The 24,569-nt window shown below is 72.5% G+C and carries 22 protein-coding genes; 12 read left to right on the top strand and 10 right to left on the bottom strand.

Annotated features, from left to right (window positions below; genetic code table 11):
- The first annotated feature begins 73 nt into the window (after positions 1–73).
- From QNO21_RS03145 to aqpZ, 8 genes are all read left to right on the top strand, one after another.
- Positions 74–1,378 carry a glycerophosphoryl diester phosphodiesterase membrane domain-containing protein gene (locus tag QNO21_RS03145; protein ID WP_257519512.1) on the top strand — a complete coding sequence of 435 codons (1,305 nt, stop codon included), beginning with the start codon at positions 74–76 and terminating at the stop codon, positions 1,376–1,378.
- Entirely contained in the window at positions 1,363–2,016 is a 654-nt protein-coding gene (locus QNO21_RS03140; protein ID WP_257519513.1) for a DUF4129 domain-containing protein, read from the top strand. Before QNO21_RS03145 ends, QNO21_RS03140 begins: the two co-directional genes overlap by 16 nt.
- Positions 2,013–3,185, top strand: a complete 1,173-nt coding sequence (locus QNO21_RS03135; RefSeq protein ID WP_257519514.1) for a DUF4350 domain-containing protein — start codon at positions 2,013–2,015, stop codon at positions 3,183–3,185. Before QNO21_RS03140 ends, QNO21_RS03135 begins: the two co-directional genes overlap by 4 nt.
- A 65-nt stretch (positions 3,186–3,250) precedes the next feature.
- Entirely contained in the window at positions 3,251–4,180 is a 930-nt protein-coding gene (locus QNO21_RS03130) for an AAA family ATPase (protein ID WP_257519591.1), read from the top strand.
- A gap of 68 nt (positions 4,181–4,248) precedes the next feature.
- Positions 4,249–5,565: a DUF58 domain-containing protein gene (locus QNO21_RS03125; RefSeq protein ID WP_257519515.1), complete on the top strand. Its 1,317-nt coding sequence runs from the start codon at positions 4,249–4,251 to the stop codon at positions 5,563–5,565.
- A 70-nt stretch (positions 5,566–5,635) separates the two neighbouring features.
- On the top strand, positions 5,636–5,881 hold the full coding sequence (locus tag QNO21_RS03120) for a helix-turn-helix domain-containing protein (protein ID WP_257516590.1): 246 nt from the start codon (positions 5,636–5,638) through the stop codon (positions 5,879–5,881).
- On the top strand, positions 5,881–6,870 hold the full coding sequence (locus QNO21_RS03115; RefSeq protein ID WP_257519516.1) for an SRPBCC family protein: 990 nt from the start codon (positions 5,881–5,883) through the stop codon (positions 6,868–6,870). The genes QNO21_RS03120 and QNO21_RS03115 overlap by 1 nt, the downstream gene beginning before the upstream one ends.
- Before the next feature lie 154 nt (positions 6,871–7,024).
- Positions 7,025–7,753, top strand: coding sequence for an aquaporin Z (gene aqpZ, locus QNO21_RS03110; RefSeq protein WP_257519592.1), 729 nt, complete (start codon positions 7,025–7,027; stop codon positions 7,751–7,753).
- A gap of 64 nt (positions 7,754–7,817) precedes the next feature.
- On the opposite strand, the gene katG is transcribed toward aqpZ, so the two are convergent.
- Genes katG through QNO21_RS03095 form a run of 3 tightly spaced genes read right to left on the bottom strand, consistent with a single transcriptional unit; the run spans position 7,818 to position 11,654 of the window.
- The gene (katG, locus tag QNO21_RS03105; protein WP_257519517.1) at positions 7,818–10,133 is read right to left on the bottom strand and encodes a catalase/peroxidase HPI; all 2,316 of its coding nucleotides are present in this window, start codon (positions 10,131–10,133) and stop codon (positions 7,818–7,820) included.
- A 47-nt stretch (positions 10,134–10,180) separates the two neighbouring features.
- The gene (locus tag QNO21_RS03100; RefSeq protein WP_257519518.1) at positions 10,181–10,609 is read right to left on the bottom strand and encodes a Fur family transcriptional regulator; all 429 of its coding nucleotides are present in this window, start codon (positions 10,607–10,609) and stop codon (positions 10,181–10,183) included.
- A 49-nt stretch (positions 10,610–10,658) separates the two neighbouring features.
- On the bottom strand, positions 10,659–11,654 hold the full coding sequence (locus QNO21_RS03095; RefSeq protein WP_257519519.1) for a stage II sporulation protein M: 996 nt from the start codon (positions 11,652–11,654) through the stop codon (positions 10,659–10,661).
- A 16-nt stretch (positions 11,655–11,670) separates the two neighbouring features.
- On the opposite strand from QNO21_RS03095, the gene QNO21_RS03090 reads away from it, so the two are divergent.
- Positions 11,671–12,513 (top strand): RDD family protein, encoded by an 843-nt coding sequence (locus QNO21_RS03090; RefSeq protein WP_257519520.1) that lies wholly within the window; start codon positions 11,671–11,673, stop codon positions 12,511–12,513.
- Between the two features lie 7 nt (positions 12,514–12,520).
- On the opposite strand, the gene ahcY is transcribed toward QNO21_RS03090, so the two are convergent.
- From ahcY to manA, 7 genes are all read right to left on the bottom strand, one after another.
- The gene (gene ahcY / locus QNO21_RS03085; RefSeq protein ID WP_257519521.1) at positions 12,521–13,978 is read right to left on the bottom strand and encodes an adenosylhomocysteinase; all 1,458 of its coding nucleotides are present in this window, start codon (positions 13,976–13,978) and stop codon (positions 12,521–12,523) included.
- Positions 13,979–14,047: 69 nt separating this feature from the next.
- Entirely contained in the window at positions 14,048–14,254 is a 207-nt protein-coding gene (locus tag QNO21_RS03080) for a DUF3499 family protein (protein ID WP_169581656.1), read from the bottom strand.
- A 54-nt stretch (positions 14,255–14,308) separates the two neighbouring features.
- The gene (locus QNO21_RS03075) at positions 14,309–14,746 is read right to left on the bottom strand and encodes a metallopeptidase family protein (RefSeq protein WP_374113674.1); all 438 of its coding nucleotides are present in this window, start codon (positions 14,744–14,746) and stop codon (positions 14,309–14,311) included.
- A 62-nt stretch (positions 14,747–14,808) separates the two neighbouring features.
- Positions 14,809–16,206, bottom strand: a complete 1,398-nt coding sequence (locus QNO21_RS03070; RefSeq protein WP_257519522.1) for a DUF5719 family protein — start codon at positions 16,204–16,206, stop codon at positions 14,809–14,811.
- Positions 16,203–19,052, bottom strand: a complete 2,850-nt coding sequence (locus QNO21_RS03065; RefSeq protein WP_257519523.1) for a glycosyltransferase — start codon at positions 19,050–19,052, stop codon at positions 16,203–16,205. Before QNO21_RS03065 ends, QNO21_RS03070 begins: the two co-directional genes overlap by 4 nt.
- Before the next feature lie 67 nt (positions 19,053–19,119).
- Positions 19,120–19,443, bottom strand: coding sequence for a WhiB family transcriptional regulator (locus tag QNO21_RS03060; RefSeq protein WP_285178413.1), 324 nt, complete (start codon positions 19,441–19,443; stop codon positions 19,120–19,122).
- Positions 19,444–19,601: 158 nt separating this feature from the next.
- The gene (gene manA / locus QNO21_RS03055; protein ID WP_257519524.1) at positions 19,602–20,738 is read right to left on the bottom strand and encodes a mannose-6-phosphate isomerase, class I; all 1,137 of its coding nucleotides are present in this window, start codon (positions 20,736–20,738) and stop codon (positions 19,602–19,604) included.
- A 63-nt stretch (positions 20,739–20,801) separates the two neighbouring features.
- Between manA and QNO21_RS03050 the strand changes: the two genes are divergently transcribed.
- Genes QNO21_RS03050 through QNO21_RS03040 form a run of 3 tightly spaced genes read left to right on the top strand, consistent with a single transcriptional unit; the run spans position 20,802 to position 24,559 of the window.
- Positions 20,802–22,205, top strand: a complete 1,404-nt coding sequence (locus QNO21_RS03050; RefSeq protein ID WP_257519525.1) for an O-antigen ligase family protein — start codon at positions 20,802–20,804, stop codon at positions 22,203–22,205.
- On the top strand, positions 22,202–23,551 hold the full coding sequence (locus tag QNO21_RS03045) for an O-antigen ligase family protein (RefSeq protein WP_257519526.1): 1,350 nt from the start codon (positions 22,202–22,204) through the stop codon (positions 23,549–23,551). The genes QNO21_RS03050 and QNO21_RS03045 overlap by 4 nt, the downstream gene beginning before the upstream one ends.
- 12 nt (positions 23,552–23,563) lie before the next feature.
- A complete protein-coding gene (locus QNO21_RS03040) occupies positions 23,564–24,559 on the top strand; it encodes a glycosyltransferase family 2 protein (RefSeq protein WP_257519528.1) in 996 nt (331 codons plus the stop codon).
- The last annotated feature ends 10 nt before the right edge of the window (positions 24,560–24,569 follow it).

The raw sequence follows: 24,569 nt of genomic DNA, 5'->3' as shown, positions 1-24,569 counted from the left end.
TCCGTGGAGCCGCGTCGCGGCATCCGCGCGTTATGACACGATAGGACCCACCCCAGCCTGCTCAGGGAGAGTCATGACCGCATATCCGGCCTGGACACCCGCCACCCGCCCGGGCATCGTCCCGCTGCGCCCGCTGTCGTTCGGCGTCATCCTCGGACGTTCGTTCTCGGCCCTGCGCCAGAACCCGCGAGTGCTGCTGGGGTTCGCGCTGACCGTGCAGTCGGTGGTCACGCTCATCGGATCGCTCGCGATCGTCGCGATCGTCCTCGCGGCGTTCCTGCGCCTGGACACGCTGCGACCGGGCACGCAGGAGTTCGACGAGGTGATGGCGGGCTCGATCGCCATCGGCGTCGGCGGCAGCGTGCTGGTCAGCCTCGTGCTGGCGGCTGTGAGCGTGATCGTCCAGGGCGTGGTGGTCGGAGAGGTGGCCCGCGCCGTCGTGGCCGAGAAGCTCACCCTCCGCGCGCTGTGGGCGCAGGTGAAGCCCGTCATCTGGCGCCTGGTGGGCTATACCCTGCTGCTGACCCTCGTCGTGCTGGTGGCCATGGGCATCGTCGTCGCCGGCGCCGTCGCGCTCGTCCTCAGCGAGCCCATCAGCGGGCTGGCGCTCTCGGTGGGCCTGGCGCTCGCGGCGATCCCGCTCGCGCTGTGGCTGACGGTGAAGCTGCTGCTCGTGCCCCCGGCGATCATCCTCGAACGCGCGACGATCACCGGCGCCATCGCACGGTCGTGGTCGCTCACCCGCGGCCGATTCTGGTCGACGCTCGGCATCGTCGTCCTCATCTCGACCGCCTTCGGCTTCATCGGCCAGGCGGTGAGCCTGCCGTTCTCGCTGGCGACCACCGCCGTCTCCACGGTGCTCTCCCCCACCGGGGACCCCGACACCGGCTTCTTCGTCGCCCTCATCGTCGGCGGCGTGCTGACGCAGGTGGTCACGGTGCTCGTGCAGTCCGTCGCGATCATCGTGCAGTCCACGGCGACATCGCTCATCTACGTCGACTGCCGCATGCGGCGAGAGGGTCTGGACCAGGACCTGCTCGCCTACGTCGAGCGGCGCGACGCCGGAGTCACGGACCTCGAGGATCCGTACACACTCCACATCGGCCGCACCGTGGCCCCGCGGGCGGCCGGCCCGGCGCCCTACGCCGCTTACCCGCCGCCTGCGGGCGCGTATCCTCCGCCCGCGGGCGCTTACCCGCCGCCGGCGGGCGCGTATCCCCCGCCCGCGGGCGTGTACCCGCCATACGCGGCAGGTGCGTATCCCCCGCCGCCAGGCGCGTACCCGCCGCCGGCGCCGACCACGCCCGCCCCTGCGGCGCCGCGGACCGAGCCCGGCGCGCCGAGCGAAGAGGGATCGCACCCGTGGGTGAAGCCCTGACCGCGGACGTTCCGCTGATCCCCGACGGGGAAGAGGCACGCCGCTGGGCCGAGACGGAGCTGTCCGACCCCGCCTACGCGATCACCGAGCCGACGGCCCTGGACCGCTTCGCGTACGGCGTGGAGCGCTTCTTCCGCGACCTCTTCGCCACCGAGCTCCCCGAGGGATGGGGTCCGTGGCTGGCGATCGGGGTGTCCGTGCTCATCGTCGCCCTGGTCGTGGTCGCGCTCGCCATCTGGGGGATGCCGCGGACTCCGGCCCGCTCGCGCACCGCCGCGGACCTCTTCGGAGATCCCGAGCAGCGCACCGCCGCCCAGCTGCGGGCCGCGGCCGCGCAGCACGCCGATCGCGGCGAATGGGATGCGGCCGTCGTCGAGCGGTTCCGCGCGCTGGCCCGCGCGCTCGACGAGCGCGGCATCGTGGACGTCACCCCCGGGGCCACCGTGCACGCCTTCGCGCGCGACGCCGGCGCTGCCCTGCCCGCGCTCGCCGAGCGCCTGGAGCGGGCGGCGAGCGCCTTCGACGATGTGCGCTACCTGCGTCTGCCGGGAACGCCTGAGCTTTACCGCGCTGTCGCCGCGGTCGACGACGACGCCGTCGTGTCCTCCCCCCGGCGCGACCCGGTGCCCGCACCATGACGGCGCCCGCCCAGCCCGACACCGCCACACGCCGCCGACGCTTCGGCGGATGGGCGGCGATCGCCGCCGCCCTCGTGATCACCGGGGCGGGCTCAGCGGCCCTCCTCTCCCTCGGCGACTGGACCGAGCGCGATGCGCTGGATCCGGAGTCCGTGGGGCCCGGGGGCACGCGCGCGGTCGCGGAGGTGCTGCGCGACCAGGGCATCCGCGTCGACGTCGTCCGCGACCGGCCGTCGGCAGAGCGGGCCCTGGCCGGCAGCGATGACACCCTCGTGCTCACCGACACCGCCGCACTCGACGACGAAACGCTCGAGAGCCTCACGCGCATGGCCGACGACGTCGTGCTCGTCGACCCCCGTTCGCGCGACGTCCGGGTGCTCCTCGACGACGCCGCAGCCGCCGGGATCGGCGACGGCGCCCGCGCCGAACCGGAGTGCACCCTCGCCGAGGCGCAACGTGCCGGCGCGATCGCACCGGGAGCCGTCTTCACCCCGGGGGCGGGCGTCATCGCCTGCTACCCGTCTGGCGACGGATACGCCCTCCTCGCGGTCGAGCGCGACACCGGCCGCATCGCCGCACTCGACGCCGGCGAGCTCTTCACCAATGCGCACCTCGCCGATGACGGCAACGCCGCACTCGCGGCGAACCTGCTGGGGCGCCAGCCGAGGCTGATCTGGTACCTGCCTGCCCTCGGCGACGGCGCTCTCCCCGACACCGCCCCGACACTGGGCGAGCTCACGCCCGACTGGGTGACGCCCGCGATCGTCGTGGTGCTGGCATCGGCGGTCGCCGCCATCGTGTGGCGCGGCCGCCGGTTCGGCCCGCTCGTCACCGAGGACCTGCCGGTGACCGTGAGGGCCTCGGAGACCACCGAGGGGCGATCGCGCCTCTACGCCCGAGCCCGGGACACCGTCCACGCTGCCGACCTCCTGCGCTTCGGCGCCCTGGAGCGTCTGGCCCGCACGCTGGGCCTCGGTCCCGCGACCCCCGCCCCCACCATCGCCGACGCCGCAGCCGGTCTCGTCGGGGCGGACCGCGGCCGCGTGCGCGGCATCCTGATCGACGACCTGCCCGCCACCGACGCCGAACTCGTCGCGCTCGCCGACGCCCTGGATGATCTCGAGACGGCCGTCCGTCTCGCCGTCCGACCCGAGAGGAACCCGCAGTGACCCACCTCGAGCCCTCCGCCGCCGCACCCGCGACGCCGATCGACGACGACGCCCTGCGCGAGGCGATGAACCGCGTGCGCCTGGAAGTAGGCAAGGCCGTCATCGGCCAGGACGGCGCCGTGACAGGGCTGCTGATCGCCCTGCTCGCGCGCGGCCACGTGCTGCTGGAGGGCGTGCCCGGCGTCGCCAAGACGCTGCTGGTCCGCTCGTTCAGCCGGGCGATCGGCCTGGACACCAAGCGCGTGCAGTTCACGCCGGACCTCATGCCCGGCGACGTGTCCGGGTCGCTGGTGTACGACGCGCGCTCGGGCGAGTTCGAGTTCCGCGAGGGACCGGTGTTCACCAACGTGCTGCTGGCCGACGAGATCAACCGCACGCCCCCCAAGACCCAGGCCGCACTCCTCGAGGCCATGGAGGAGCGCCAGGTTTCGGCCGACGGGGTCACCCGCCCGATCCCGGACCCCTTCCTCGTCGCTGCGACGCAGAACCCGGTGGAGCACGAAGGCACCTACTCGCTCCCCGAGGCCCAGCTGGACCGCTTCCTGCTGAAGCTCGTCATCGGCGTCCCCGCCCGCGACGCCGAGCTCGCGGTGCTGCGCCGCCACGCCGACGGGTTCCGGCCGGGTGACCTCGATGCGGCGGGCCTGAGCGCAGTCGTCGGGGCCGACGAGATCCGCGCCGCCCAGCGCGCCGCGGCATCCGTCGCCGTCGCCGACGATGTGCTCGGCTACGTCGTCGACCTCGCCCGGGCCACCCGGCAGGCGCCGTCCGTGCAGCTGGGTGCGAGCCCGCGCGCCGCGACGGCGCTGCTGGCGGCGGCCAAGGTCTGGGCGTGGCTGGGCGGCTACCCCGCCATCACGCCCGACCACGTGCAGGCCATGCTGATGCCCGCCTGGCGGCACCGGCTGCGGCTGCGACCCGAGGCGGAGATCGAGGGCGTGTCGGTGGAGGCGATCCTCGCGTCGGTGCAGCAGCAGACCCCCGTGCCGATCTGAGCCGGCGTCCGCCCGCCGCATCCCGCGTCCCCCGCCCCACGTCTCCGACCCGCGTCTCCGAAGGAACCATGTACGTCACCGGCCGTCTTCCTGCACTGGTCGCCCTCGGCGTCGTGCCCGTGGTGCTGCTGGGCTCGGCCGGCATCGCCCCGTGGGCGGTCGCCGGGGTGTGGCTCGTGCTGTGCGCGCTGGCGACGGGCGTGGATGCCGCAACCACGCCGGACCCCCGCGGGTTGAGCTTCACGCGCACCGGTCCCACCCGCACCCGGCTGGGCGAGCGCGTGGACACTTCGCTCGTCGTGCACAACGGCGGCCCACGGCGGGTGCGCGGCCACCTGCGCGATGCCTGGCAGCCCACGGCTGGCGCGCCGGAGGGCCGCGCTGCGCTGGACGTCCCGGCCGGCGAGCGCCGGACGATCCCGATGCCGCTGCGGCCACGGCGGCGGGGCGAGCTGCGCAGCGACTTCGTCGTCGTCCGCTCCGGCGGCCCGCTCGGCATGGCGGGGCGGCAGGCGCGCCTCGAGGCGCCCGGCGCCGTGCGGGTGCTCCCGCCGTTCGCGTCGCGGCGTCACCTGCCCTCACGATTGGCGCGGCTGCGCGAACTCGACGGCAACACCAGCGTGCAGGTGCGCGGGCAGGGCACCGAGTTCGACAGCCTGCGCGAGTACGTCCGCGGCGACGACGTGCGCTCCATCGACTGGCGCGCCACCGCTCGCGCCGGCACGACGATGCTGCGCACCTGGCGCCCCGAGCGGGACAGGCACGTCGTGATCATCGTCGACACCGGGCGCACCGCCGCCGCGCGGGTCGGGGACGGCGTACGCCTGGATGCCGCGATGGAGGCGGCCCTGCTGCTGGCCGCCCTCGCCTCGCGCGCCGGCGACCACGTGCATCTGGCGATGTTCGACCGGGTGCTGCGGGCGCGGGTCACCGGCATCGACGGCCCAGCGCTCCTGCCGGCGATGGTCGACGCGATGGCGCCCGTGGAGGCGCAGCTGATCGACACCGACTGGGATGCCGCCTTCGCGCAGGTGCGCGCCCTCACCTCCCGGCCGTCGCTGGTGGTGCTGCTGACCGCGCAGGACTCCCCCGAGTCCTCCCGCGGGTTCCTGGGCTCGCTCGGCGCCGTCGCGCGGCGGGCGCACGTGCTCGTCGGCACCGCCACCGACGCCGCGCCCGATCCCTCCGACGAGGCCACCGGCGGGCGACGGACCGCCGATGACGTGTACCGCGCGGCGGCGGTGCAGCGCAGCGCGCGCGACGCTGCCAGGGTGGCCGCGGCCGTCGCCCGCGCGGGCGGAGACGCGCTCAGCGCCTCGCCCGATGACCTGCCGCCGCAGATCGCCGACCGGTACCTGGCGCTCAAGGCGGCCGGCCGGCTCTGAGCCGCCGGTGCGCGTCACACCTTAGCAACTCAGGTTGACCCCCCCTTTGTTAGCAACGTATGTTGACAGCATGCAAGCTTCTCAGATCGCCGACGCAGCCAGCGACACGGCCGACCCTCGCGCTGGGCTGCGCGCCGTGGCATCCCTGCGGACCCTCACCGACCGACTCGAGCTGCGGCAGGTCGAGGCCGCGCTGCGCGCGGGCATGACGTGGCAGACCATCGCCGATGCCCTCGGCGTCAGCCGTCAGGCTGTGCACAAGAAGTACGCCAAACGCGTCGACCCGGCCATCCCGGTGCCGCGGAGGCACGGCTGATGGCGACGTTCGGCGAGGCGGTCGCCACGAGCCACGTCCTGTCGCTGATGGCCATGGAGGAGGCCTCCCGTCAGGGCCTGCGCGAAGCGGACTGCGAGCACCTGCTCATCGCCCTGACCCTCGACGGCGGCGTGGCAGGTCAGGTGCTGCGCAGCCTCGGCGTGACCGTCGAGAACACGCGGGCCGCCCTGTCGGCGCAGCACACCGCGCAGCTGGAGTCTCTCGGGGTCGAGGCGCCGGCGGTGGAGCCCGGACGGATCGTCTTCCACGAGACGCAGGGGTACCACTGGAGCGGGCGGGCGCTGCAGGTCATGAAGGATGCCTCCCGCGCCGGCCGGGGCGGCGATGCGCCTGCGATCCTGCGCGCGCTGGTCGCCGAGCCGAGCGGGTTCATCGCCGCGACCCTGGAGCGCCTGGGGGCGAGTGCTGACGAGGTGGCACGACGCCTGGACGACGCCGACCGGCTGCCGACGGCACCGCGGCGACGACGAGACCAGGCTCCTTTGTCGACCTCGACGACGGCGTTCGTCCCGGCGCCGCCCGAGCAGGTGTGGGCGCTGGTGTCCGACGCGGAGCGGATCCCCGAATGGGATGCCGTCATCGGCAGCGTGACCCGACCGCACGGCGGGGCCGGCGGCGACGTCTGGATCGGCCGGCCCCGCACGCACGCCCCCGACGGGCGACCGCTGCGGATCACACCGGCGATGCGGCAGCAGGAGATGCATCTCGTGTCGACACAGGAACCGGTGTCGGTCCAGTGGCGCTTCCGGTATCCGGACGTCGCCCGCAGCCACGCCCGTCGCGTGACGCTCTCGCTCGAGCACGCCGCCGGCGGCACGCACCTGGGCATCTCCTTGGCCTGGGAGCCACCCGCGGGGCGCCGGCCGCGCCCCCTCGCCGCTCTCGTGCTTCGCCCCCTGTATCGCGCCATGCTCTGGATGCAGGTCTCCGTGCTGGCCGCCGCCATCAGTCGCGTCTTCCGGCAATGACCGACGCGCTCTCTCGCAGTGGCGCTATCGAGGCCCGCGGCGGCGGGCTACTGTGAGCCCGAAAGGAGGCACAGCCATGAGCAATGATCCTCGTCCGGAAGAACACGTCGCCCCCACGCCTCTCGACCACGCCGCCGCCCCCGGGGGACCGAGCATGGCCCTGCGGATGTCCGCGGAGGCGATGGGCACGTTCCTGCTGGTGTTCGGCTCCATCGGCGCCGCGCTCTTCGCCGCGGACTACGGCGTCGGCCCCGAGGGCACATCCCTCGGCATCGGATTCGTCGGGGTCGCCCTCGCCTTCGGCCTCACGGTGGTCGCGGGCGCCTATGCCTGGGGCCCGATCTCGGGTGGCCACTTCAATCCGGCGGTGACCCTCGGGCTGGCCGCGGCGGGTCGCTTCCCGTGGCGCGAGACCCTCGCCTACATCGTCGCGCAGCTCGTGGGCGGCGCCGTGGGGACCACCCTCCTCGTGCTCATCGGGCTCTTCGGACCCGACGGCTGGCTGCGCTCCGCTCAGGACGGCGGCTTCGCCAGCAACGGCTTCGACGAGCACTCCCCCGGCGGGTTCGGTCTGGGCGCCGCGATCATCGCCGAGATCCTGTTCACCGCGATCTTCGTGCTCGTCATCCTGGGGGTGACCCATCCGTCCCGGGGAACGAAGCTCGCCGGACTGGTGATCGGTCTGACGCTCACCCTCATCCACCTGGTATCCATCCCGATCGACAACACGTCGGTCAACCCCGCCCGCTCCATCGCCACGGCCCTCTACGGCGGTCCTGACGCGCTGCTGCAGCTCTGGGTGTTCATCGTCTTCCCGATCGTCGGGGCCCTCATCGCCGGCTTCTGCCATCGGGCGCTCTTCGACGGACGCGAACTGGGCTGAGCGCACGGCAGCACAGCGGCCCGCCCCCGAGGGGGACGGGCCGCTGTGCTGCCGTGCGGGTGGATCAGCGCAGGTCGAAGCGGTCCAGCTCCATGACCTTGCCCCACGCGGCGACGAAGTCGCGCACGAACTTCTCCTGCGCGTCATCGCTCGCGTAGACCTCCGCGAGGGCGCGGAGCTCGGAGTTGGAGCCGAACAGCAGGTCGACGCGCGTGCCGCGGCCGACGCGCTCGCCCGAGCCGTCCTTGATGCCCTCGAACGCCTGCGAACCGGGGTCCAGCGGCGTCCACGTGGTGCCGAGGTCGAGCAGGTTCACGAAGAAGTCGTTCGTCAGCACACCCGGCCGGTTCGTCAGTACGCCGTACTCGGAGCCGTCCCAGTTCGCCCCGAGCACCCGCAGGCCACCCACGAGCACCGTCATCTCGGGCGCCGTGAGGGTCAGCAGGTTCGCCTTGTCGACGAGGTGGTGCTCCTGCGGGAGGAACGCCTTGGGTCCGTAGTAGTTGCGGAACCCGTCGGCGGCAGGCTCGAGGTACGCGAACGAGTCCGCGTCGGTCTGCTCCTGCGTGGCGTCGGTGCGGCCCGGGTGGAACACCACGTCGGCGTCGACACCGGCGGCGTGGGCTGCCTTCTCGACCGCCGCGTTGCCGGCGAGCACGATGATGTCGGCCAGCGACACCTTCTTGCCGTCGGTGCGCCCCTCGTTGAAGGCGCTCTGCACGCCCTCGAGGGCGTCGAGCACGAGCTTCAGCTGCGGCGGGTTGTTGACCTGCCAGTCCTTCTGCGGCGACAGGCGGATGCGGGCGCCGTTGACGCCGCCGCGCTTGTCACTGCCGCGGAACGACGATGCCGCCGCCCAGGCGGTGGACACGAGCTGCTCGGTCGTCAGACCGGTGGCGAGGATCTGCTGCTTCAGCGCTGCGGCGTCTGCCGCGTCGATCAGCACGTGGTCGACCGCCGGCACCGGGTCCTGCCAGATGAGCTCTTCGGTCGGGACCTCGGGGCCGAGGTACCGGGCGATGGGGCCCATGTCGCGGTGGGTCAGCTTGAACCATGCGCGGGCGAAGGCGTCACCGAAGGCCACCGGGTCTTCGAGGAAGCGACGCGAGATCTTGTCGTACTCGGGGTCAACGCGCAGCGCCAAGTCACTGGTGAGCATGCGGGGCTCGCGACGGGTCTGCGGGTCGTGGGCCATCGGCACCATGTCGGCGCCGCCGCCGTTCTTCGGGCGCCACTGGTGCGCACCGGCGGGGCTCTTCATGAGCTCCCACTCATAGGCGTAGAGGATGTGGAAGAACTCGTTGTCCCAGCGGGTGGGGTGGTAGGTCCACGTCACCTCGAGGCCCGACGTGATGGTGTCGTCGCCCTTGCCGGTGCCATAGTTGTTCTTCCAGCCCAGGCCCTGCATCTCCAGACCCGCCGCCTCGGGGTTGTCCTCGAGGTTGGAGTCGGGGGCTGCGCCGTGGGTCTTGCCGAAGGTGTGGCCGCCGGCGATGAGCGCGACGGTCTCCTCGTCGTTCATCCCCATGCGCGCGAAGGTCTCGCGGATGTCGCGTGCCGAGGCGAGCGGGTCGGGGTTGCCGGCCGGGCCCTCGGGGTTGACGTAGATGAGGCCCATCTGCACTGCGGCGAGGGGCTTTTCGAGGTCCCGCTCACCGGTGTAGCGCTCGTCGCCGAGCCATGTGGTCTCGGGGCCCCAGTACACGTCGTCGTCCGGCTCCCAGACGTCGGCGCGGCCGCCGCCGAAGCCGAAGGTCTCGAATCCCATGCTCTCCAGCGCGACGTTTCCAGCGAGGATCATGAGGTCGGCCCACGACAGCGCCTGGCCGTACTTCTTCTTGACCGGCCACAGCAGACGACGTGCCTTGTCGAGGTTGACGTTGTCGGGCCAGCTGTTCAGCGGCGCGAAGCGCTGCTGACCGGCGCCGCCACCACCGCGACCGTCGGTCGCACGGTAGGTGCCGGCGCTGTGCCAGGCCATGCGGATGATGAGCGGGCCGTAGTTGCCGAAGTCGGCCGGCCACCAGTCCTGCGACGTGGTGAGGGTCTCTGCGATGTCCGCCTTGACGGCGGCGAGGTCCAGGGATGCGAAGGCCGCCTTGTAGTCGAAGTCGCCGCCGAGGGGGTTGGCCTCGGCCGGGTTCTTCTTGAGGATGCGCAGGTTCAGCTGGTTGGGCCACCAGACGTTGTTGGCAGAACCCGTGGTGGGGTGCGGCTGGCCGGCGGGGTGCGCCGCGCCGGCGCCGGCGCCGTGCACGACGGGGCATCCGCCTGCCTTCGCTGCCTGCTCAGCGTGTGCCTTGTCGGTGTCGGTGACGGTGACGGACTGGTCGATGTCGGTCGCGTCGGCGCCGATCTCGGAAATCGTGTCGTCGGTCATGGGGGTCCTTCCAATTGCGGGTTCGGGATGAAAGCGAGTCAGGGAGATCAGGCGGCGGCGCAGGAGTCGCAGCGACCCCAGAACGTCACCTCGGCGGAGGTGACCGCGAAACCGTGGGTCTCGGAGGGGTGCATGCAGGGGGCATGGCCCACCGTGCAGTCCACGTCCTCGATGCGCCCGCACGATGTGCAGACGAGGTGGTGGTGGTTGTCGGCCACGCGCAGCTCGAAGAGCATCGGCCGCCCCGCGGGCTCGATACGGCGCACCAGTCCGGCATCGGCGAAGTCGCCGAGGGCGTTGTAAACCGACTGCTTGCTCGTGCGCGGGGCTACCGGCGCGACTCGCGCGTAGACGTCGTCGGCGCTCGCGTGCGGCTGGCCGGCGAGCGCGTCGTAGACCGCGCGGCGGGAGTCGGTGAGGCGCAGTCCGGCGGCGCGGATCGCGTCCGCGGCATCCGGGGTACTCTGCTGCGTCATGTCTTCATTCTAGCGTTGTTTTGAATCATCCAAAACACGCGTGAAGGCGTCAGCCGGCGATGAGGCGGGGGGTGCCGCTTTCGTACTCGGTGAGATCGCCGGTCTCGCCCAGGCGCTGCGCGCGGCCGCCGACGACGAGCATGTACACGAGGAAGAGGGCGAGCGCTGCGGCCCCGATGCCGATCTTCAGGGGCCAGGGCCACGGCTGCGCGGTGACGAACCCCTCGATCAGTCCCGAGAGCGCAAGGGCGAACACCAGCCCGATGGCCACCGTCGCCAGCGACCGTCCCGCTGCAGCGACGGCCTCGCCCCTCCCCCGCCTGCCGGGGGCGACCCACGCCCAGAAGATGTGGAGCCCTGCCGCACCGGCGACGAAGATGCTCGTCAGCTCCAGCAGTCCGTGCGGCGCGATGTGGAGGAGGAACACGTCGCCCCGGTCGAAGGCGAAGAGCACAGCCGCTGCCGTGCCGACCCCGACGGCGTTCTGCACCAGCACCATGACGGGCCACAATCCCGTGATGCCGAAGAGCACGCACTGCGCGGCGATCCAGGCGTTGTTGGTCCAGACCGTGCCCGCGAACACCGCCGCGGGATTCTCGCTGTAGTACTGCGTGAAGTCGTTCTCGGCGTACTGCTGCAACTGGGCCTGGCTGCCCATCGACGCCAGCGCCGCGGGGTCCCGCGCCACCCAGGCCGCCACCAGCGCGGCGACCGCGACGAATCCGACCGCGATCGCGAGAGTCGTGTAGCGCAGGCGGTAGAGGCCAGCGGGCAGCTGGCGCAGGAAGAACCGGGGCATCTGACGCAGCACATTGTCGGGTGTGCCGGTCAGCCGCAGTCGGGCCCGCGAGAGCAGGGTCGAGAGGTAGTCGCCCTCGGGGGTGCGGCCGGCCGACGTCTTCAGCTCCGCGAGATCGGCCGAAGCCGCGCGGTAGCGCGTGACCAGCTCGTCGGCCTCGGCCCCGCCGAGCCGGCGACGACGGCTCAGCTCGTCGAGCCGCGCCCACTCCTCGCGCCGGGCGGCGGTGAGTGCGTCGGCATCCATGTGATTCACTGTAGCCATGCCGACGCCCGGGCCCGCCGTGGAGATCCAGCAGGACGAGATCCTCACGGGTGAAGCCGTCGCCCTCGATGTGCAGCCGGTCGGCTACTTTCTGCGCGCGGTGGGCGCGCTCATCGACATGCTCGCCGGAGTGGCACTGTTCCAGCTGCTCGCGGCGGCCGCTTCATGGGCCGCCGGCCGCAGCGTGCTCGGCGGCGACCTCACAACCGTCTACACGATCGTCGTGCTCGTCCTCGTGACCGTCGTGATCCCGACGACCGTCGAGACCGCCACCCGCGGGCGCAGTCTCGGCAAGCTCGCGATCGGCGCCCGCATCGTGCGCACCGACGGCGGAGCGGCCGGCTTGCGGCAGGCATTCATCCGGGCCCTCGTTGGCGTGTTCGAGCTGTGGTTCACCCTCGGCGCCGTGGCCGGGATCGTCGCGGCCTTCACCCCGCGGGCGGAGCGCCTCGGCGACCTGCTGGCCGGCACCTACAGCGAGCGCACTCGCACGCCCAAGCTGCCGCCGGAGCCCCCAGGGGTGCCGCCGGCGCTCGCGGGGTGGGCGACGATCGCCGACGTCGGCCGGCTGCCCGACGGCCTCGCCCGGCGCATCGCCCAGTTCGCGCGGCAGGCGCGGGATCTCGAACCCGCCGCACGCGCGCGCACAGCGGTGTCGCTGGCCGCCGAGACGCGATCGTTCGTGGCGCCTGTGCCCGCGGTGGATCCCGAGACCTTTCTGCTCGGGGTCGTGGCTGTGCGCCGGGAGCGCGAACTGCGGGCGCTGAGGGGCGAGGACGAGCGCGCGGCCGCACTCACCGCCGGCGTCGGTGTGGCGCCGCGGGGGTTCCCGGTCCGCTGAGGGCGGCTCAGTACCGGTAGTGGTCCAGCTTGTACGGCCCCTCGACCGGCACGCCGATGTAGGCGGCCTGCGCCGGGGTGAGGGTGGTCAGCTGCACGCCGAGGGCATCCAGGTGCAACCGCGCCACCTTCTCGTCGAGGTGCTTGGGTAGGGTGTACACGGCCGTCGGGTACGCCTCACGGCGCGTGAACAGCTCGATCTGCGCGAGCACTTGGTTGGTGAAGGACGCGCTCATCACGAAGGACGGGTGGCCGGTCGCGTTGCCGAGGTTCATCAGCCGGCCCTCGCTCAGCACCAGCACGCTGCGCCCCGTGGGCAGTCGCCACTCGTGCACCTGCGGCTTGATCTCGACGCGCTCGGCCCCGGGGAGCGCCTCGAGCCCCGCCATGTCGATCTCGTTGTCGAAGTGTCCGACGTTGCCGACGATCGCGAGGTGCTTGAGAGCCAGCAGGTCGTCGACGGTCACGACGTCCTTGTTGCCGGTCCCGGTGATCAGGATGTCCACCTGGCCTGCGACGTCGGCCAGCCGCGCCACCTGGTAGCCGTCCATCGCCGCCTGCAGAGCGCAGATCGGGTCCACCTCGCTCACGATGACGCGGGCGCCCTGGCCGCGCAGCGCCTCGGCCGCGCCCTTTCCGACGTCGCCGTAGCCGCAGACGAACGCGACCTTGCCGCCGATCAGCACGTCGGTGGCACGGTTGAGGCCGTCGGGCAGCGAATGACGGATGCCGTACTTGTTGTCGAACTTCGACTTGGTCACCGAGTCGTTCACGTTGATCGCAGGGAACAGCAGGCGATCGGATGCCGCGAGCTCGTACAGCCGGTGCACGCCGGTCGTGGTCTCCTCCGTGACGCCGAGCAGCCCCTCGGCCATACGCGTGAAGCGCTGCGGGTCCCTGGCGAGGCTGCGCCGCAGCACGTCGAGGACGACGCGGTACTCTGCGGGGTCGTCGGGCGCGGCATCCGGCACCGCCCCGGCCTTCTCGAACTCGACGCCCTTGTGGACGAGCAGGGTGGCATCTCCCCCGTCGTCGAGGATGAGGTTCGGGCCATCGAAGCCCTCGTCGCTCCAGTCGAAGACGCGGTCGGCCAGGTCCCAGTATTCCTCGAGAGTCTCGCCCTTCCACGCGAACACGGGCACACCCCGGGGGTCGTCGACCGTGCCGTCGGGCCCGACGACGACAGCCGCAGCGGCCTCGTCCTGCGTGGAGAAGATGTTGCAGCTGGCCCAGCGCACCTGCGCGCCGAGGGCCACTAGCGTCTCGATCAGGACCGCCGTCTGCACGGTCATGTGCAGCGACCCGGCGATGCGGGCGCCGGCCAGCGGCTGCGACGGCCCGAACTCCGCACGCAGTGCCATGAGGCCCGGCATCTCGTTCTCGGCCAGGCGCAGCTGATGGCGCCCCGCCCCGGCGAGCGACAGATCGGCGACGGCGTACGTGAGGGCAGGCGTCTGGGTCGGCATGCCGTCATTGTGCCACGCGTGGTCTGGCACCGGCCGGGACCGGACGCGCAGCGTCACGCGGGACGCGGGTCAGACGCGCAGCGTCTCGTGGCGCACGACCACCCATCCCTTGGGCACCGAGAGCCGATCGGTGTGGATGGCGCAGAGGTCGTGGGCGTGCGGGTCTCCCCCGCCGCCCAGGGGCCCGAGGGCCGCCATCTGGTCGCCGTAGTCGAACGTGAGCGTCGTCACGGCTTCCCGGGCGCACCCGACCTTGGAACACAGTCTCTCGCGCATCGCCCCCACGCTATCCGCCGCGATACCCACGGGACGTACGCCGCGCGGGATCGTTCAGAAGCGGAACCGCTCCGGACCGAGGTCCCAGGGGTCCTTGTCGAGGTACTCCGCGGCGGCACGGAACACGCAGCTCTCGATGATCATGCGCCGGTGCAGCTCGTCCTCGCGGTGCGGGCGGCTGAGCCGCTCGATCGGCAGGCGATACAGGATGATGCGCTGCTGGTCGGGCAGCACGCTCCAGCGCGGGATGCCGCCGTCGTCCGTGGCATCCGGCATCTCGCCGATCTCGAACCGCACATCCCGCAGCTCCTCCCAGGCGCTGCGCAGGAACTCCGCTGCAGCTCCCACCGCCAGATCGAACCGTTCGGCGCGGGTATCCAGCGGGGGAAGCGGCGGACGCACCACCGGGCTCCGCCCGTCGCGTCCGTGGCGGCCGTGGCGGGACGGCCGGGGGCGGGCGACGGTCTCAGGTCTCAGACGGCGCCGCATCATGTGCCCATCCTAGGCGTGGCGGCCCGCGCCGGCACCGCAGCGAGGCCGGGCGGCAAGCGCGCTCACGGGTGGACGACGAGCGGGGATGCCGCAGCGTCGGCGGGCCAGACCGGGTAGGCGGCCAGGGCGCCCTCGCCCGCATAGCCGACGGCGGCGCGGATCGGCTCGGGGGCTTCGAGGCGGTAGAGCGCACCTTCGGACACCTCGACCCTGGCAGTTCCCCCCGCGGGCACGACGATCTGCTGCGCGGGGCCCGCGCCGGCGTCGGCGGTGAGCGTCACCGTGACGGCCTCGCCTGCGGGAGACGCCAGCGTCAGTACCGGCGACGGCCCCGCCGCCACTGCCACGAGCGCGGGCCCTTCCAGCCGCGGCGCGGGCATGTGCCAAGCGAAGTCGTCACCCTCGCCGAAGCCGGTGGTCGTCCACACCCCGCCGACGACGGCGGCATCGGCTGTGACGTGCACACTGTACTGCCCGATCGCGAGAGCGCCGAGGTCGAGTTCCAGCGGCAGGCCCGCCTCGAGGGGAACCTCTCTCGTGGCGACCTCGCGGTCGCCGCTGCGCACCGTCACCGTCGCGGTGGTCGAGGTCGACGGGGCGAGCAGTCGCACGATGGCGGTGGGGTCCGATGCGCCTTCCACCCCGGGCGGAGCGGTCACGGCGACACCCGGGAAGGCCAGCTCGGTGTCGGGGACGATGACGGCGCCGACCTGGTCCACGCCGCCGGCGAGGAGCGTGCGGGTGATGCTCGCCTGCAGCGAGGCCTGCACGGGGGCGCCCGTGGACACCAGATGCAGCACAGGGCTCTGCTCGTCGCGGACGAGACCGGCCAGGGGCAGTACGCGCTGCGTGCCGGGGGCGACGATGAGCTGCCCCGCGGGCGGCGTCCGGGCACCGGTCGCACCGTAGGCGGTGATCTGGACTGTCGCGGGGACCGTGCCGGGGTTGGCCAGCAGCAGAAGGCCTGACGACCCGGTGGTGGTGGATCCGCTGACGATCCAGGATTCCAGCAGCGGCGGCGCGCAGGATGCCGCGGCGAAGCCGGAGAGGTCCTCTGCGGCCACCGACGCCGAGGAGGCGGCGGCGAGGTCGGTGCGGGTGTCGCCGGCGGGAGGTGCGGCGAACACCGCGGGCGCGGACGCCTCGATCCCCGGGACCGTCAGCACACCGGGTGTGGCCTCGGTCTGCCCGGCGGCGGTGCCGACGGTGGTCGTGGCGTCGGCGACCACCGACACCGAACCCGCCAGTGTCGCGTCCCGGCCGATGGCCAAGAGGCCCCCCGGGCAGGCGACCACCGACTCCGACGGCGCGGGCGTCGCGACCACGCTGACGGGTGCCCGCTCGTGGACGGGCCACGTCACGGCGGCGGCGGTGACCGTGCCGGCGACGAGCGCGACCGCCGCGAGCGTGCCGCCGGCCAGCCGGGCGCTCGTGGCCCAGCGGAACCTGGTGGTGGTCATCGTCCCTCCCCTGCCCGCAGGCCGACGACCCGCGGCACCCGGCGGGCGTCGCGGCGGGTCTGCGCCGTCGGGATCGCCAGCAGCACGGCGATCATGAGCACCACCGCCTGGCTGGCGAACACCCAGCGGGCGATCGCAGCGACCTGCGGGTCGGCAGCGGGCCGCGCCTCGACCTGGCCGGACACGCGCCAGAGCGATCCGCGCGCCGTCTCGCCGACCGGCTCCAGCCGGTCGCGCTGGTCCAGCGCGATCGCGGCCGTGCGGCGCAGCGACTGCGCCGCCTCGGTGGCGGGCTCGACGGCCGGGGCGAGCAGCACGAAGCCGATGCCGCGCTCGGCGAGCGGGGCCACGGCGTCATCGGCTGCATCTGTGACGAGATCGGCGATCAGCTCGGCCGTCTCACGGTCGGCGGGGGTGGCATCCACACGCGTCGCGCGCACCGTGCTCTGGCCGCCGAGCGTTTCGCTGGCGCCCCACACGACGTCGGCGGCGACCGAGCCGTCCGCGAGCGGGGCGATCACGATGGTGCCCAGCGACGGCGATCCGCGACCCTCGGCAGCCACATACGCGGGCAGGGTGCTGGCCGTGCCTTCGGTGAGGGCTGCCGCATCCCGCGCCTGCGCGGTGAGGGCGGGGACCGCGCACACGGTGAGCGCCGCCACGACACCGGTCGCAGCCAGCACACGCACCGTCGACATCGTCGGCACGACGTCGAGGGTGATGAGCGCGGCGCCGATGACGCCGAGCCAGGCCAGGCTCAGCCCGGCGCCAGGCCACACGACGACGGGCTCGGCGGCGGCGGTCACGGCCACCGAGACGGCCACGGCGGCGTAGGCGGTGGCGAGTCCGAGGGCCCCGATAGACAGCAGCACCACGCCGGCCGCCCAGCGCACTGTCAGCGGTGCGATGAGGCCGAGAAGCGCCGGCAGCGCAACGAGCAGCGGCACCCACCAGGTCGGACCGCCCCCGAGCATCTGCCCCCAACCGCCCGGGTCCGGGGTGGGGAAGCCGGCGGCGAGGAGGGCGCGTCCGGCCGCATCCGCTGTCGCCACCGGCCCTGCCCACGGCACGCCGGGGTCGGCGAGGAGGCCCCACGGGTTTCCGGCGGTGAGCTGCTCCCACACCAGCGGGGCAGACATGGCGGCGGTGGGCACCACCAGCCACCCCACGCGTGCCGCGCCACGACCGGTACCGCGTCCGGCGGCGATGGCGAGGGCGAGGACCCACAGCACGAGGAGGGCGGGAACGAGCGACGGGGCGCACGCGGCGACGCCGACGAGCACGAGGGATGCCATCCCCGCGGCCGCCCACGAACGGTGCGCGACCGAGCCGGCGTAGAAGAGCCAGGGCAGCAGCAGGTGCAGGATCACCGCGGCCGGCCGCGGCTCCACCAGGACGTTCAGGAAGGTGGGCGCCAACGCCCACGCGACGCCGCCGGTGATGCGCAGCAGCGAGCGGTCGGTCACGCGGGTCGCGGCGAACCAGCCGCCCAGCACCGCCAGCGGCAGGGCGAGCACCCAGAGCACGACGAGCGCCTGCGAGGGCGCGGCCGGCGACAGCGTGCCGATGAGAGCCACGACTGCCGAGAAGGGGTCGGCGGCGGCGACGGTATCCAGCCCCAGGGGTCGCTGACCGTAGGCGGCATCCGCCCACAGCTGCGCCACGGTGTCGCGCAGCGGCGCCAAGGCGCCTCCGCCGACAACCGGCCACGCCAGCAGCGCCGGGAAGGCGGCGACCGACACGACGAGGGCCGCCAGCACCGCCCACGCCCCACCGCCGCTGAAGAAGCGCAACTCGGTGCGCCGGGCATCGGCGAGGCGATCGGAGTCGTCGGTGAGCGCCAGGTTCGTGCGCAGATCGGCGCGCCCGATGCGTAGCGCCGCGAGGCTCTGCCACGACACCCTCCTGGTGTGGCGGATGCCGGCGCGGGCGCGGGCGACGGCGGGGATGCGCACCATTGCGGTGACGGCCGCCGCCCACTCCGGCCAGATCTGGCCGGGCCGCTTGGCCACGAGGTGAACGATCGTGCGCCAGAGGGCGATGGGGAGAATGGCCAGCCACTGCAGCGGCAGCACCGGCGCGGGGGCATAGACCAGTCGACGGTGCAGCTGCGCCGTGCGGATGGCGAATGCGCGGCGCATGCGCCTGCGAGAGCCGTAGACGTCGGGAAGCCCGGCCACGCCGTCGCCGGCGACGGCGACGATGGCGTTCGGCACGAGCGTGACGCGGCCGCCCGACAGTCGCGCGCGGACTCCGAGGTCCAGCCCTTCGTCGGCGCCCGACAGACCGCGATCGAGTCCGCGCAGCTCGCGCCAGACCGCGGTGCGCACGAGTACGCCGCGGACGTCGGCGGCCAGCACGTCCTGGCCTGCGTCGTGCTGCCCCTGATCGAGCTGGCCGTCGGCGAGGCCGACCGCCCGCCCCAGGGTGGTCATCGACACCCCGAGCGAGACGATCTCGCCCCGATCGTCCCAGCGCACCAGCTTCGGTGCGGCGAAAGCCACCGAGGGCGCGAGCTCCAGGGCGCCGGCGAGCCGAGCGAGCGCCTGCGGCTCGGGAGCGGTGTCCTGGGCCAGCAGCCACACTGCGTCGCCGCTCACCCGGTGCGTGGCCAGAGCTGCGGCTTCGGCGTAGCGGGTCGTGCGTGGTGCGGAGATCACGCCCTCGGCGCGGGAGTCCGCCGCCAGCTGACGGAGGTTGTCGTCCTCGCCGCACAGCACGATCGTCAGAGCGTCGACGGGGCGGGTCTGCGCATCGAGCGCCGCGAGCGTGCGCCGGAGGTGGAAAGCGGCGGGGGTGCGGCCGTCGGGGCGCACGACGAGGATGGCGTGGACTCGGGCGGGCATGACGCAGACAGCCTAAGCGCGCGAACGTCGCATGCCGCGCCGCCGCGCGCGGGTCGCGCCGATCAGGTCAGGAAGCCTGGCGCTTGAGCTTGCGCCGCTCGCGCTCGCTGAGTCCGCCCCAGATGCCGAAGCGCTCGTCGTTGCGCAGCGCATACTCGAGGCACTCGGTGCGCACGTCGCACGAGGCGCAGACGCGCTTGGCGTCGCGGGTCGATCCGCCCTTCTCGGGGAAGAACGCCTCGGGGTCGGTCTGGGAGCACAGCGCGTCGCTCTGCCAGGCGAGGGTGCCGTCGTCGTCCTGGACGGGGCGGCGCACACCGGGAACACCGAGCTGCACAGGGTCTACGAACCAATTGTCGGGAACACCCGAGCGATACTGCGAACCAGTCATCTCGTCTCCCGCCCTGACCGATGTACGCACGATGCGTGCGCTTGCCTAATTACACCGGTGTGATTCGCCGCGGTCAAGTCGCAGATCGTAAACCCTCAACCGCCAGTTCAACCTTTACGGCGTGTCTTCGGCGTGTCGCGAAGATTTTTTGGGGGCGTTCAGTGGGCGCCGGGCTGGGCGAGGAAGACCTCGCCGGCTCCGCTGAAGGTCAGCACACCCTCCTCAGCGTCGGCGAAGACGGCGGTGCCGGCGACCAGCCCGACCGCGGCCGACCGGCTGCCCCTGACGGACACCGGGCCGCGGACCGCCAGCGCGACAGCCGGTCCCGTCACGGTCGCAGTCGCCTCACCGTCGACGACGACGTGGGTGAGCGCGAAGTCGGGCATGCCCACGTCGAACACACCGTCCTCGGGGATCACGACCGGCGCCGGCGCCGGCGTGGTGTCGACGATGCGCAGCAGCTCGGGCACGTCGATGTGCTTGGGGGTGAGTCCGCCACGCAGCACGTTGTCACTGGCGGCCATGAGCTCGACGCCCAGACCGTCCTGGTAGGCGTGCAGCACGCCCGCCGGCGCGAAGAGCGCTTCGCCGCGGCGCAGCTCGACGAGGTTCATCAGCAGCGCCACCACGACACCCGGGTCCCCCGGGAAGTCCGCGGCGATGGTGCGGAGCAGGGCGAACTCGGCGGCGAACTCCGGGTCGGAGGCGCTGCCCACCGCCTCGATCACCCCGTCGACCTCGACCTGCGCCTGCCCCGAGAGGAGCCACTCGAGGGTCGCGCGCAGCGCCGCCGCCTCGTCGTCGCCCTGCAGGTGCGAAGCGAGCGCCGACGGGCCGAGCCCGTCGCCGAGCGCGGCGACGAGACGACGGGTGGCGGCAAGGGGCCGCAGCCCCACCAGCGCACGGAAGACGTCGCTGACGGCGACGATGATCTCGGGCTTGTGGTTGTCGTCACGGTAGGTGCGCTCTGCGGCGTCGCGGGCGATGCCGGCCGCCTCCTCACGGGCGAACCCGGCCTCGGCCTGCTCCTTGGACGGGTGGGCCTGGATCGACAGGGAAGACCCCGCGGCCAGAAGCTTCATGAGGAACGGCAACGGCGGCTCACCGCGCCGGCGCAGCCAGACGTCCAATGTGGCGCCGGAGCCGTCGCCGACGACACTCGGATCGCCGGGGTGGTCGCCGAACCAGATCTCTGCCTCGGGTGCGCCGGAAGGCGTCCGCCCGGTGAGTTCGGCCAGCAGCGTCGTCGAACCCCAGGCGTAGTCGCGCGGGGTATTGAAGAGAGGGACCAGCACGCTCCCAGCCTAGGCGGGCGGCCGCCCTGCACGCGCAGGGGCGGGCGGTAGCCTGAACACACCATGGCCGTCCACACCCAGCATCCGGTCTCGGCGCCGCCGGCCGCGCCGCCGCGCGAGCGCACCGGGGTGCTGCTGCTGCGCGCGTGGTGCGTGATCGTGCTGTTCACCACCATCACGGGCACGGCGTGGGTGCTGGCAGTCGGCGAGCTCGGCGCCGCGCTGATCGGGGTGGGGTCGGCCCTCGTGTCGGCGGTCATCTGGCTCGCGACGCGTCCTCCCGTGCAGTGGCGGCGCCTCCCGTGGTTCGTCCTGGCCTACGTCGCCTTCGCCACCGCCTCGCTGCTGTGGACCCAGTGGCCGGCGACGACCCTGCTGACCGTCGCGCTGCTGCTGGTCACCACATTCCAGGGCCTGTTCGTCGCGGCGACCCTCACCTGGCAGGAGCTGGTGCGCGCCGTCGCGTCGGCGTGCAAGTGGGTCGTGGCCCTCTCGCTGCTGTTCGAGCTGTGGGTGTCGGTGTTCGTCGGCGGCCCCTTGCTGCCGCGCTTCATCGTGCCCGAGCGACCGGCGCCCGACCCCATCGTGTACTGGTCCCGCGACAACCTCTTCGACGGCGGACGTATCCAGGGGATCTTCGGCAACGCCAACCTGCTCGCGTACGCGGCGCTGTTCGCCCTCATCGTGTTCGCGATCCGCTATGCCGCCCGCGCACCCCACCGCCCCCTGCTGCTCGGATGGATGGCCGCGGCGCTGTTCCTCTTCGTCCGCGCCGGGTCGGCCACCGCGTACGTGGCCGCAGCCCTGGTGCTCGTGGTCCTCGTCACGGTGCTGCTGATGCGCACCACCCGGCGACCGGGCGAGCGCACGCGCTACTACATCGTGTATGCGGCGGTGGCCCTGGGCGGACTCACGGCGGCGTGGCTTCTGCGCGACCGCGTCTTCTCCCTGCTCGGCCGCTCCAGCGACCTCACCGGCCGCGAGACGATCTGGAATGCCGTGCTCGCCAGGGCGTCCGAGAGGCCCGTGGCCGGGTGGGGCTTCGCCACCCCGTGGCTGCCGTGGGAGCCTGCGTTCGACGGCTGGATCGTCGACCACGGCGAGACGGTGATGCAGGCGCACAACATGTGGCTCGACGTCTACCTGCAGCTGGGCATCGTGGGCGTCGTGCTCATGGCGACCACCTACCTCGCGTTCATCTGGCGCTCGTGGTTCTTCGCCGTCGACCGCCCCCGGTGGGACCTGCGTGCCGACCGGCCGTACTCGCCGCTGACGCTGCTGCCGACGCTGACGGGGGCGGTGCTGCTCGTGCAGGGGCTCGCCGAGTCCGGACCGCTGCTGCTGTGGGGTTGGCTCGCGGTGGTGATGTTCGCGTTCAAGATCAAGCAGGCGCCGCTGGTCGGGGTCGGCCCGGCCGAGCAGACCCTCGCGCTCGAGCGCGGCGAGCTGCCCCAGCGGGCGGAGTGACCGGCGTGGTGCGGGCGGGCGACCGTGGCCGAGGCCACGGTCTGGTGGCGCTGCTGTCGTCTGCGGCGATGGCCAGCGCCTTCACGCACGCCGCGCTCGGCGCCGTCTTCGCCGGGTACCTCATCGAGCGTGTGGCCGGCCGCGTCACCTACGTCACGATCGTCGCGGGACTGTGCGTCGTGGGTGCGGCGATCCTCACCGCGCGCCGCCGCGAGATCTCAGCCCTGAGGCTCGTCCCCACGACCCTGCTGGTGTTCCTGGGATGGCTCCTGGCGAGCGTCAGCTGGAGTCAGGATGCCGCGGGCACGATCGCCGGCTGGCTGGGGTTGTCGGGGCTCGCCTTCATCGCCGTCGTCATCGGGCACGTGCGCGACACGCTGCAGACCGCCCGCGCGCTCGGCGACGTCATGCGGGTGCTGCTCACCGTGTCACTCGGGCTCGAGATCCTCTCCGGCATCCTTCTCGACCTGCCGCTGCGCTTCCTCGGGATCGACGGCAACATCGCCATGCTCGGTCCCGTCCAGGGCATCTTCGGCACCCGCAATTCGCTCGGGTTCGTCGCGGTGCTTGCGCTCATCACCTTTCTCGTGGAGTACCGCGCGATGTCGGTGCGCCCGGGAGTGTCGCTCTACTCCGCGGTGCTCGCCGGCTCGCTCGCCGCGCTCTCGGACTCCCCCACCGTTCTGGTGCTGGCCCTTGCCGTGGCCACCGCGACCGGGGCGCTGGCCCTCGTGCGGCGCACCCGCAGCGACCACCGCCGCTCGGTGCAGTGGCTCTTCGGCGGCGCGCTGGTCGTGGGGATCGCCGTGGCGTACCTGGCTCGGCATTCGATCATCGCGTGGATCGGCGCAGCGCGGGATTTCTCCACCCGCGCGGACCTGTGGGCGCAGATCGTCGTGTTCGTGCGCGCACGGCCCGTTCAGGGCTGGGGATGGAGCGGCACCTGGACCGATGAGTTCCCGTTCGGCACGATCAACTACATCCTGCGCGACTCCCACCGCTCAGCGCTCAGTGCCTACTTCGACGTGCTGCTGCAGGTCGGCTGGGTGGGGCTCGTGCTCTTCGGCGTGTTCGCCGGCCTGGCATTCGTGCGGGCGTGGCTCGTCGCCAGCGAACGCCGGTCGATCCTCTACGCGTGGACGCCGCTCATCCTCGTGGCGCTGCTGGTCGAGTCGGTCTTCGAGAGCTTCACCCTGGCCGGCTACGGCTGGCTCATGCTCGTGCTGTGCGCGGTGCGCGCCGGCCAGTCCCGGTCATGGCGGGAGCGTATCGACGAGGCCTCGCAGGGGTCGGACCTGCCACCGGCGACGGGCCTCACGAGGGGTTCCCTGGGCGGGGCGGGGTAGGATCGAGGCGCCATGCCCTCCGCTTCCGACGCCTCCGCCTCCGCGCTCTTCGACCCCGCGACGGCGACGATCGTCGTCGTCACGTACAACCGCTCGGGCCTGCTGACCCGGCTGCTGGAGAGCATCACGACGATGGACCCCAAGCCCGGGCACCTCGTCATCGTCGACAACGCCTCCACCGACGACACGACCGAGGTGGTCGAGTCCTTCCGCGACCGCATCGGCACCGAGATCGTCTACCGCCGAATGGAGACCAACACCGGCGGCTCCGGCGGGTTCAGCGAGGGTATGCGCATCGCGTACGAGCTGGGGTCGACGTGGATCTGGCTCATGGACGACGACGTCGAGGTCATGCCCGACGGCCTCGCCCGCATGGGCGCCTGGGCACCGCGGTTCAAGTCCATCCAGGGGCGACGCTACGACTACGACGGCAGCGAGTTCTACTGGCAGTACCGCATCGCAGAGCCGCTGGCGATCCCAATCCCCTTCGCGCCGGCGGGCTTCGACGAGTCGGGGTACAAGGAGATGAACTCCGGCTGCTTCGAGGGGATGTTCATCCACCGCGACATCGTCGCGCAGATCGGTCTGCCCGATCCCCGGTTCTTCATCTACTGGGACGACCAGATGTACGGCTGGCTCGCCTCGCGCAAGACCACCGCCGTCATCGTGAACGAGTTCGTGCTGCGCCGCACCCGCGAGATCAAGCAGTGGGACATGGGCATCCGCCACATGAACGCGTCGAGCAACGCGTACCGCTACTACATCATGCGCAACCGCGGGCACATGAAGCAGTACTACCGCAGGCTCGGTGTCTACAACCCGGTGCTCTTCGGACTCGGCACGGCGCTGACCTTCGGCAAGGAACTCATCAGGCTGCTGTTCGTCGAGCGCACCGTGCGGGGAACGTCGAACCTCTTCCGCGGCATCCGCGACGGGCGCAAGATCGCCAAGGATGCCGCTTGGGAGCCCATGCCGCCGCTGACCGTCTCCGCTCCGACCAACCACTGACCCTCAGGAG

Origin of the sequence: Microbacterium sp. zg-Y818 (genome assembly GCF_030246905.1) — a bacterium.
Lineage (GTDB): Bacteria > Actinomycetota > Actinomycetes > Actinomycetales > Microbacteriaceae > Microbacterium.
This window is presented reverse-complemented; position numbering and strand designations above follow the sequence as displayed.

Excerpts from the sequence above, each read along its gene's own strand:
- QNO21_RS03130 (WP_257519591.1), top strand. The coding sequence starts at position 3,251 with ATGAACCGCGTGCGCCTGGAAGTAGGCAAGGCCGTCATCGGCCAGGAC.
- QNO21_RS03120 (WP_257516590.1), top strand. The coding sequence starts at position 5,636 with ATGCAAGCTTCTCAGATCGCCGACGCAGCCAGCGACACGGCCGACCCT.
- QNO21_RS03065 (WP_257519523.1), bottom strand. The coding sequence starts at position 19,052 with ATGCCCGCCCGAGTCCACGCCATCCTCGTCGTGCGCCCCGACGGCCGC.
- QNO21_RS03125 (WP_257519515.1), top strand. The coding sequence starts at position 4,249 with ATGTACGTCACCGGCCGTCTTCCTGCACTGGTCGCCCTCGGCGTCGTG.
- QNO21_RS03040 (WP_257519528.1), top strand. The coding sequence starts at position 23,564 with ATGCCCTCCGCTTCCGACGCCTCCGCCTCCGCGCTCTTCGACCCCGCG.
- QNO21_RS03145 (WP_257519512.1), top strand. The coding sequence starts at position 74 with ATGACCGCATATCCGGCCTGGACACCCGCCACCCGCCCGGGCATCGTC.
- QNO21_RS03080 (WP_169581656.1), bottom strand. The coding sequence starts at position 14,254 with ATGCGCGAGAGACTGTGTTCCAAGGTCGGGTGCGCCCGGGAAGCCGTG.
- QNO21_RS03095 (WP_257519519.1), bottom strand. The coding sequence starts at position 11,654 with ATGGATGCCGACGCACTCACCGCCGCCCGGCGCGAGGAGTGGGCGCGG.
- katG (WP_257519517.1), bottom strand. The coding sequence starts at position 10,133 with ATGACCGACGACACGATTTCCGAGATCGGCGCCGACGCGACCGACATC.
- QNO21_RS03060 (WP_285178413.1), bottom strand. The coding sequence starts at position 19,443 with ATGACTGGTTCGCAGTATCGCTCGGGTGTTCCCGACAATTGGTTCGTA.
- QNO21_RS03115 (WP_257519516.1), top strand. The coding sequence starts at position 5,881 with ATGGCGACGTTCGGCGAGGCGGTCGCCACGAGCCACGTCCTGTCGCTG.
- QNO21_RS03090 (WP_257519520.1), top strand. The coding sequence starts at position 11,671 with ATGCCGACGCCCGGGCCCGCCGTGGAGATCCAGCAGGACGAGATCCTC.
- QNO21_RS03070 (WP_257519522.1), bottom strand. The coding sequence starts at position 16,206 with ATGACCACCACCAGGTTCCGCTGGGCCACGAGCGCCCGGCTGGCCGGC.
- ahcY (WP_257519521.1), bottom strand. The coding sequence starts at position 13,978 with ATGCCGACCCAGACGCCTGCCCTCACGTACGCCGTCGCCGATCTGTCG.
- QNO21_RS03050 (WP_257519525.1), top strand. The coding sequence starts at position 20,802 with ATGGCCGTCCACACCCAGCATCCGGTCTCGGCGCCGCCGGCCGCGCCG.
- aqpZ (WP_257519592.1), top strand. The coding sequence starts at position 7,025 with ATGGCCCTGCGGATGTCCGCGGAGGCGATGGGCACGTTCCTGCTGGTG.
- QNO21_RS03135 (WP_257519514.1), top strand. The coding sequence starts at position 2,013 with ATGACGGCGCCCGCCCAGCCCGACACCGCCACACGCCGCCGACGCTTC.
- QNO21_RS03100 (WP_257519518.1), bottom strand. The coding sequence starts at position 10,609 with ATGACGCAGCAGAGTACCCCGGATGCCGCGGACGCGATCCGCGCCGCC.
- QNO21_RS03075 (WP_374113674.1), bottom strand. The coding sequence starts at position 14,746 with ATGATGCGGCGCCGTCTGAGACCTGAGACCGTCGCCCGCCCCCGGCCG.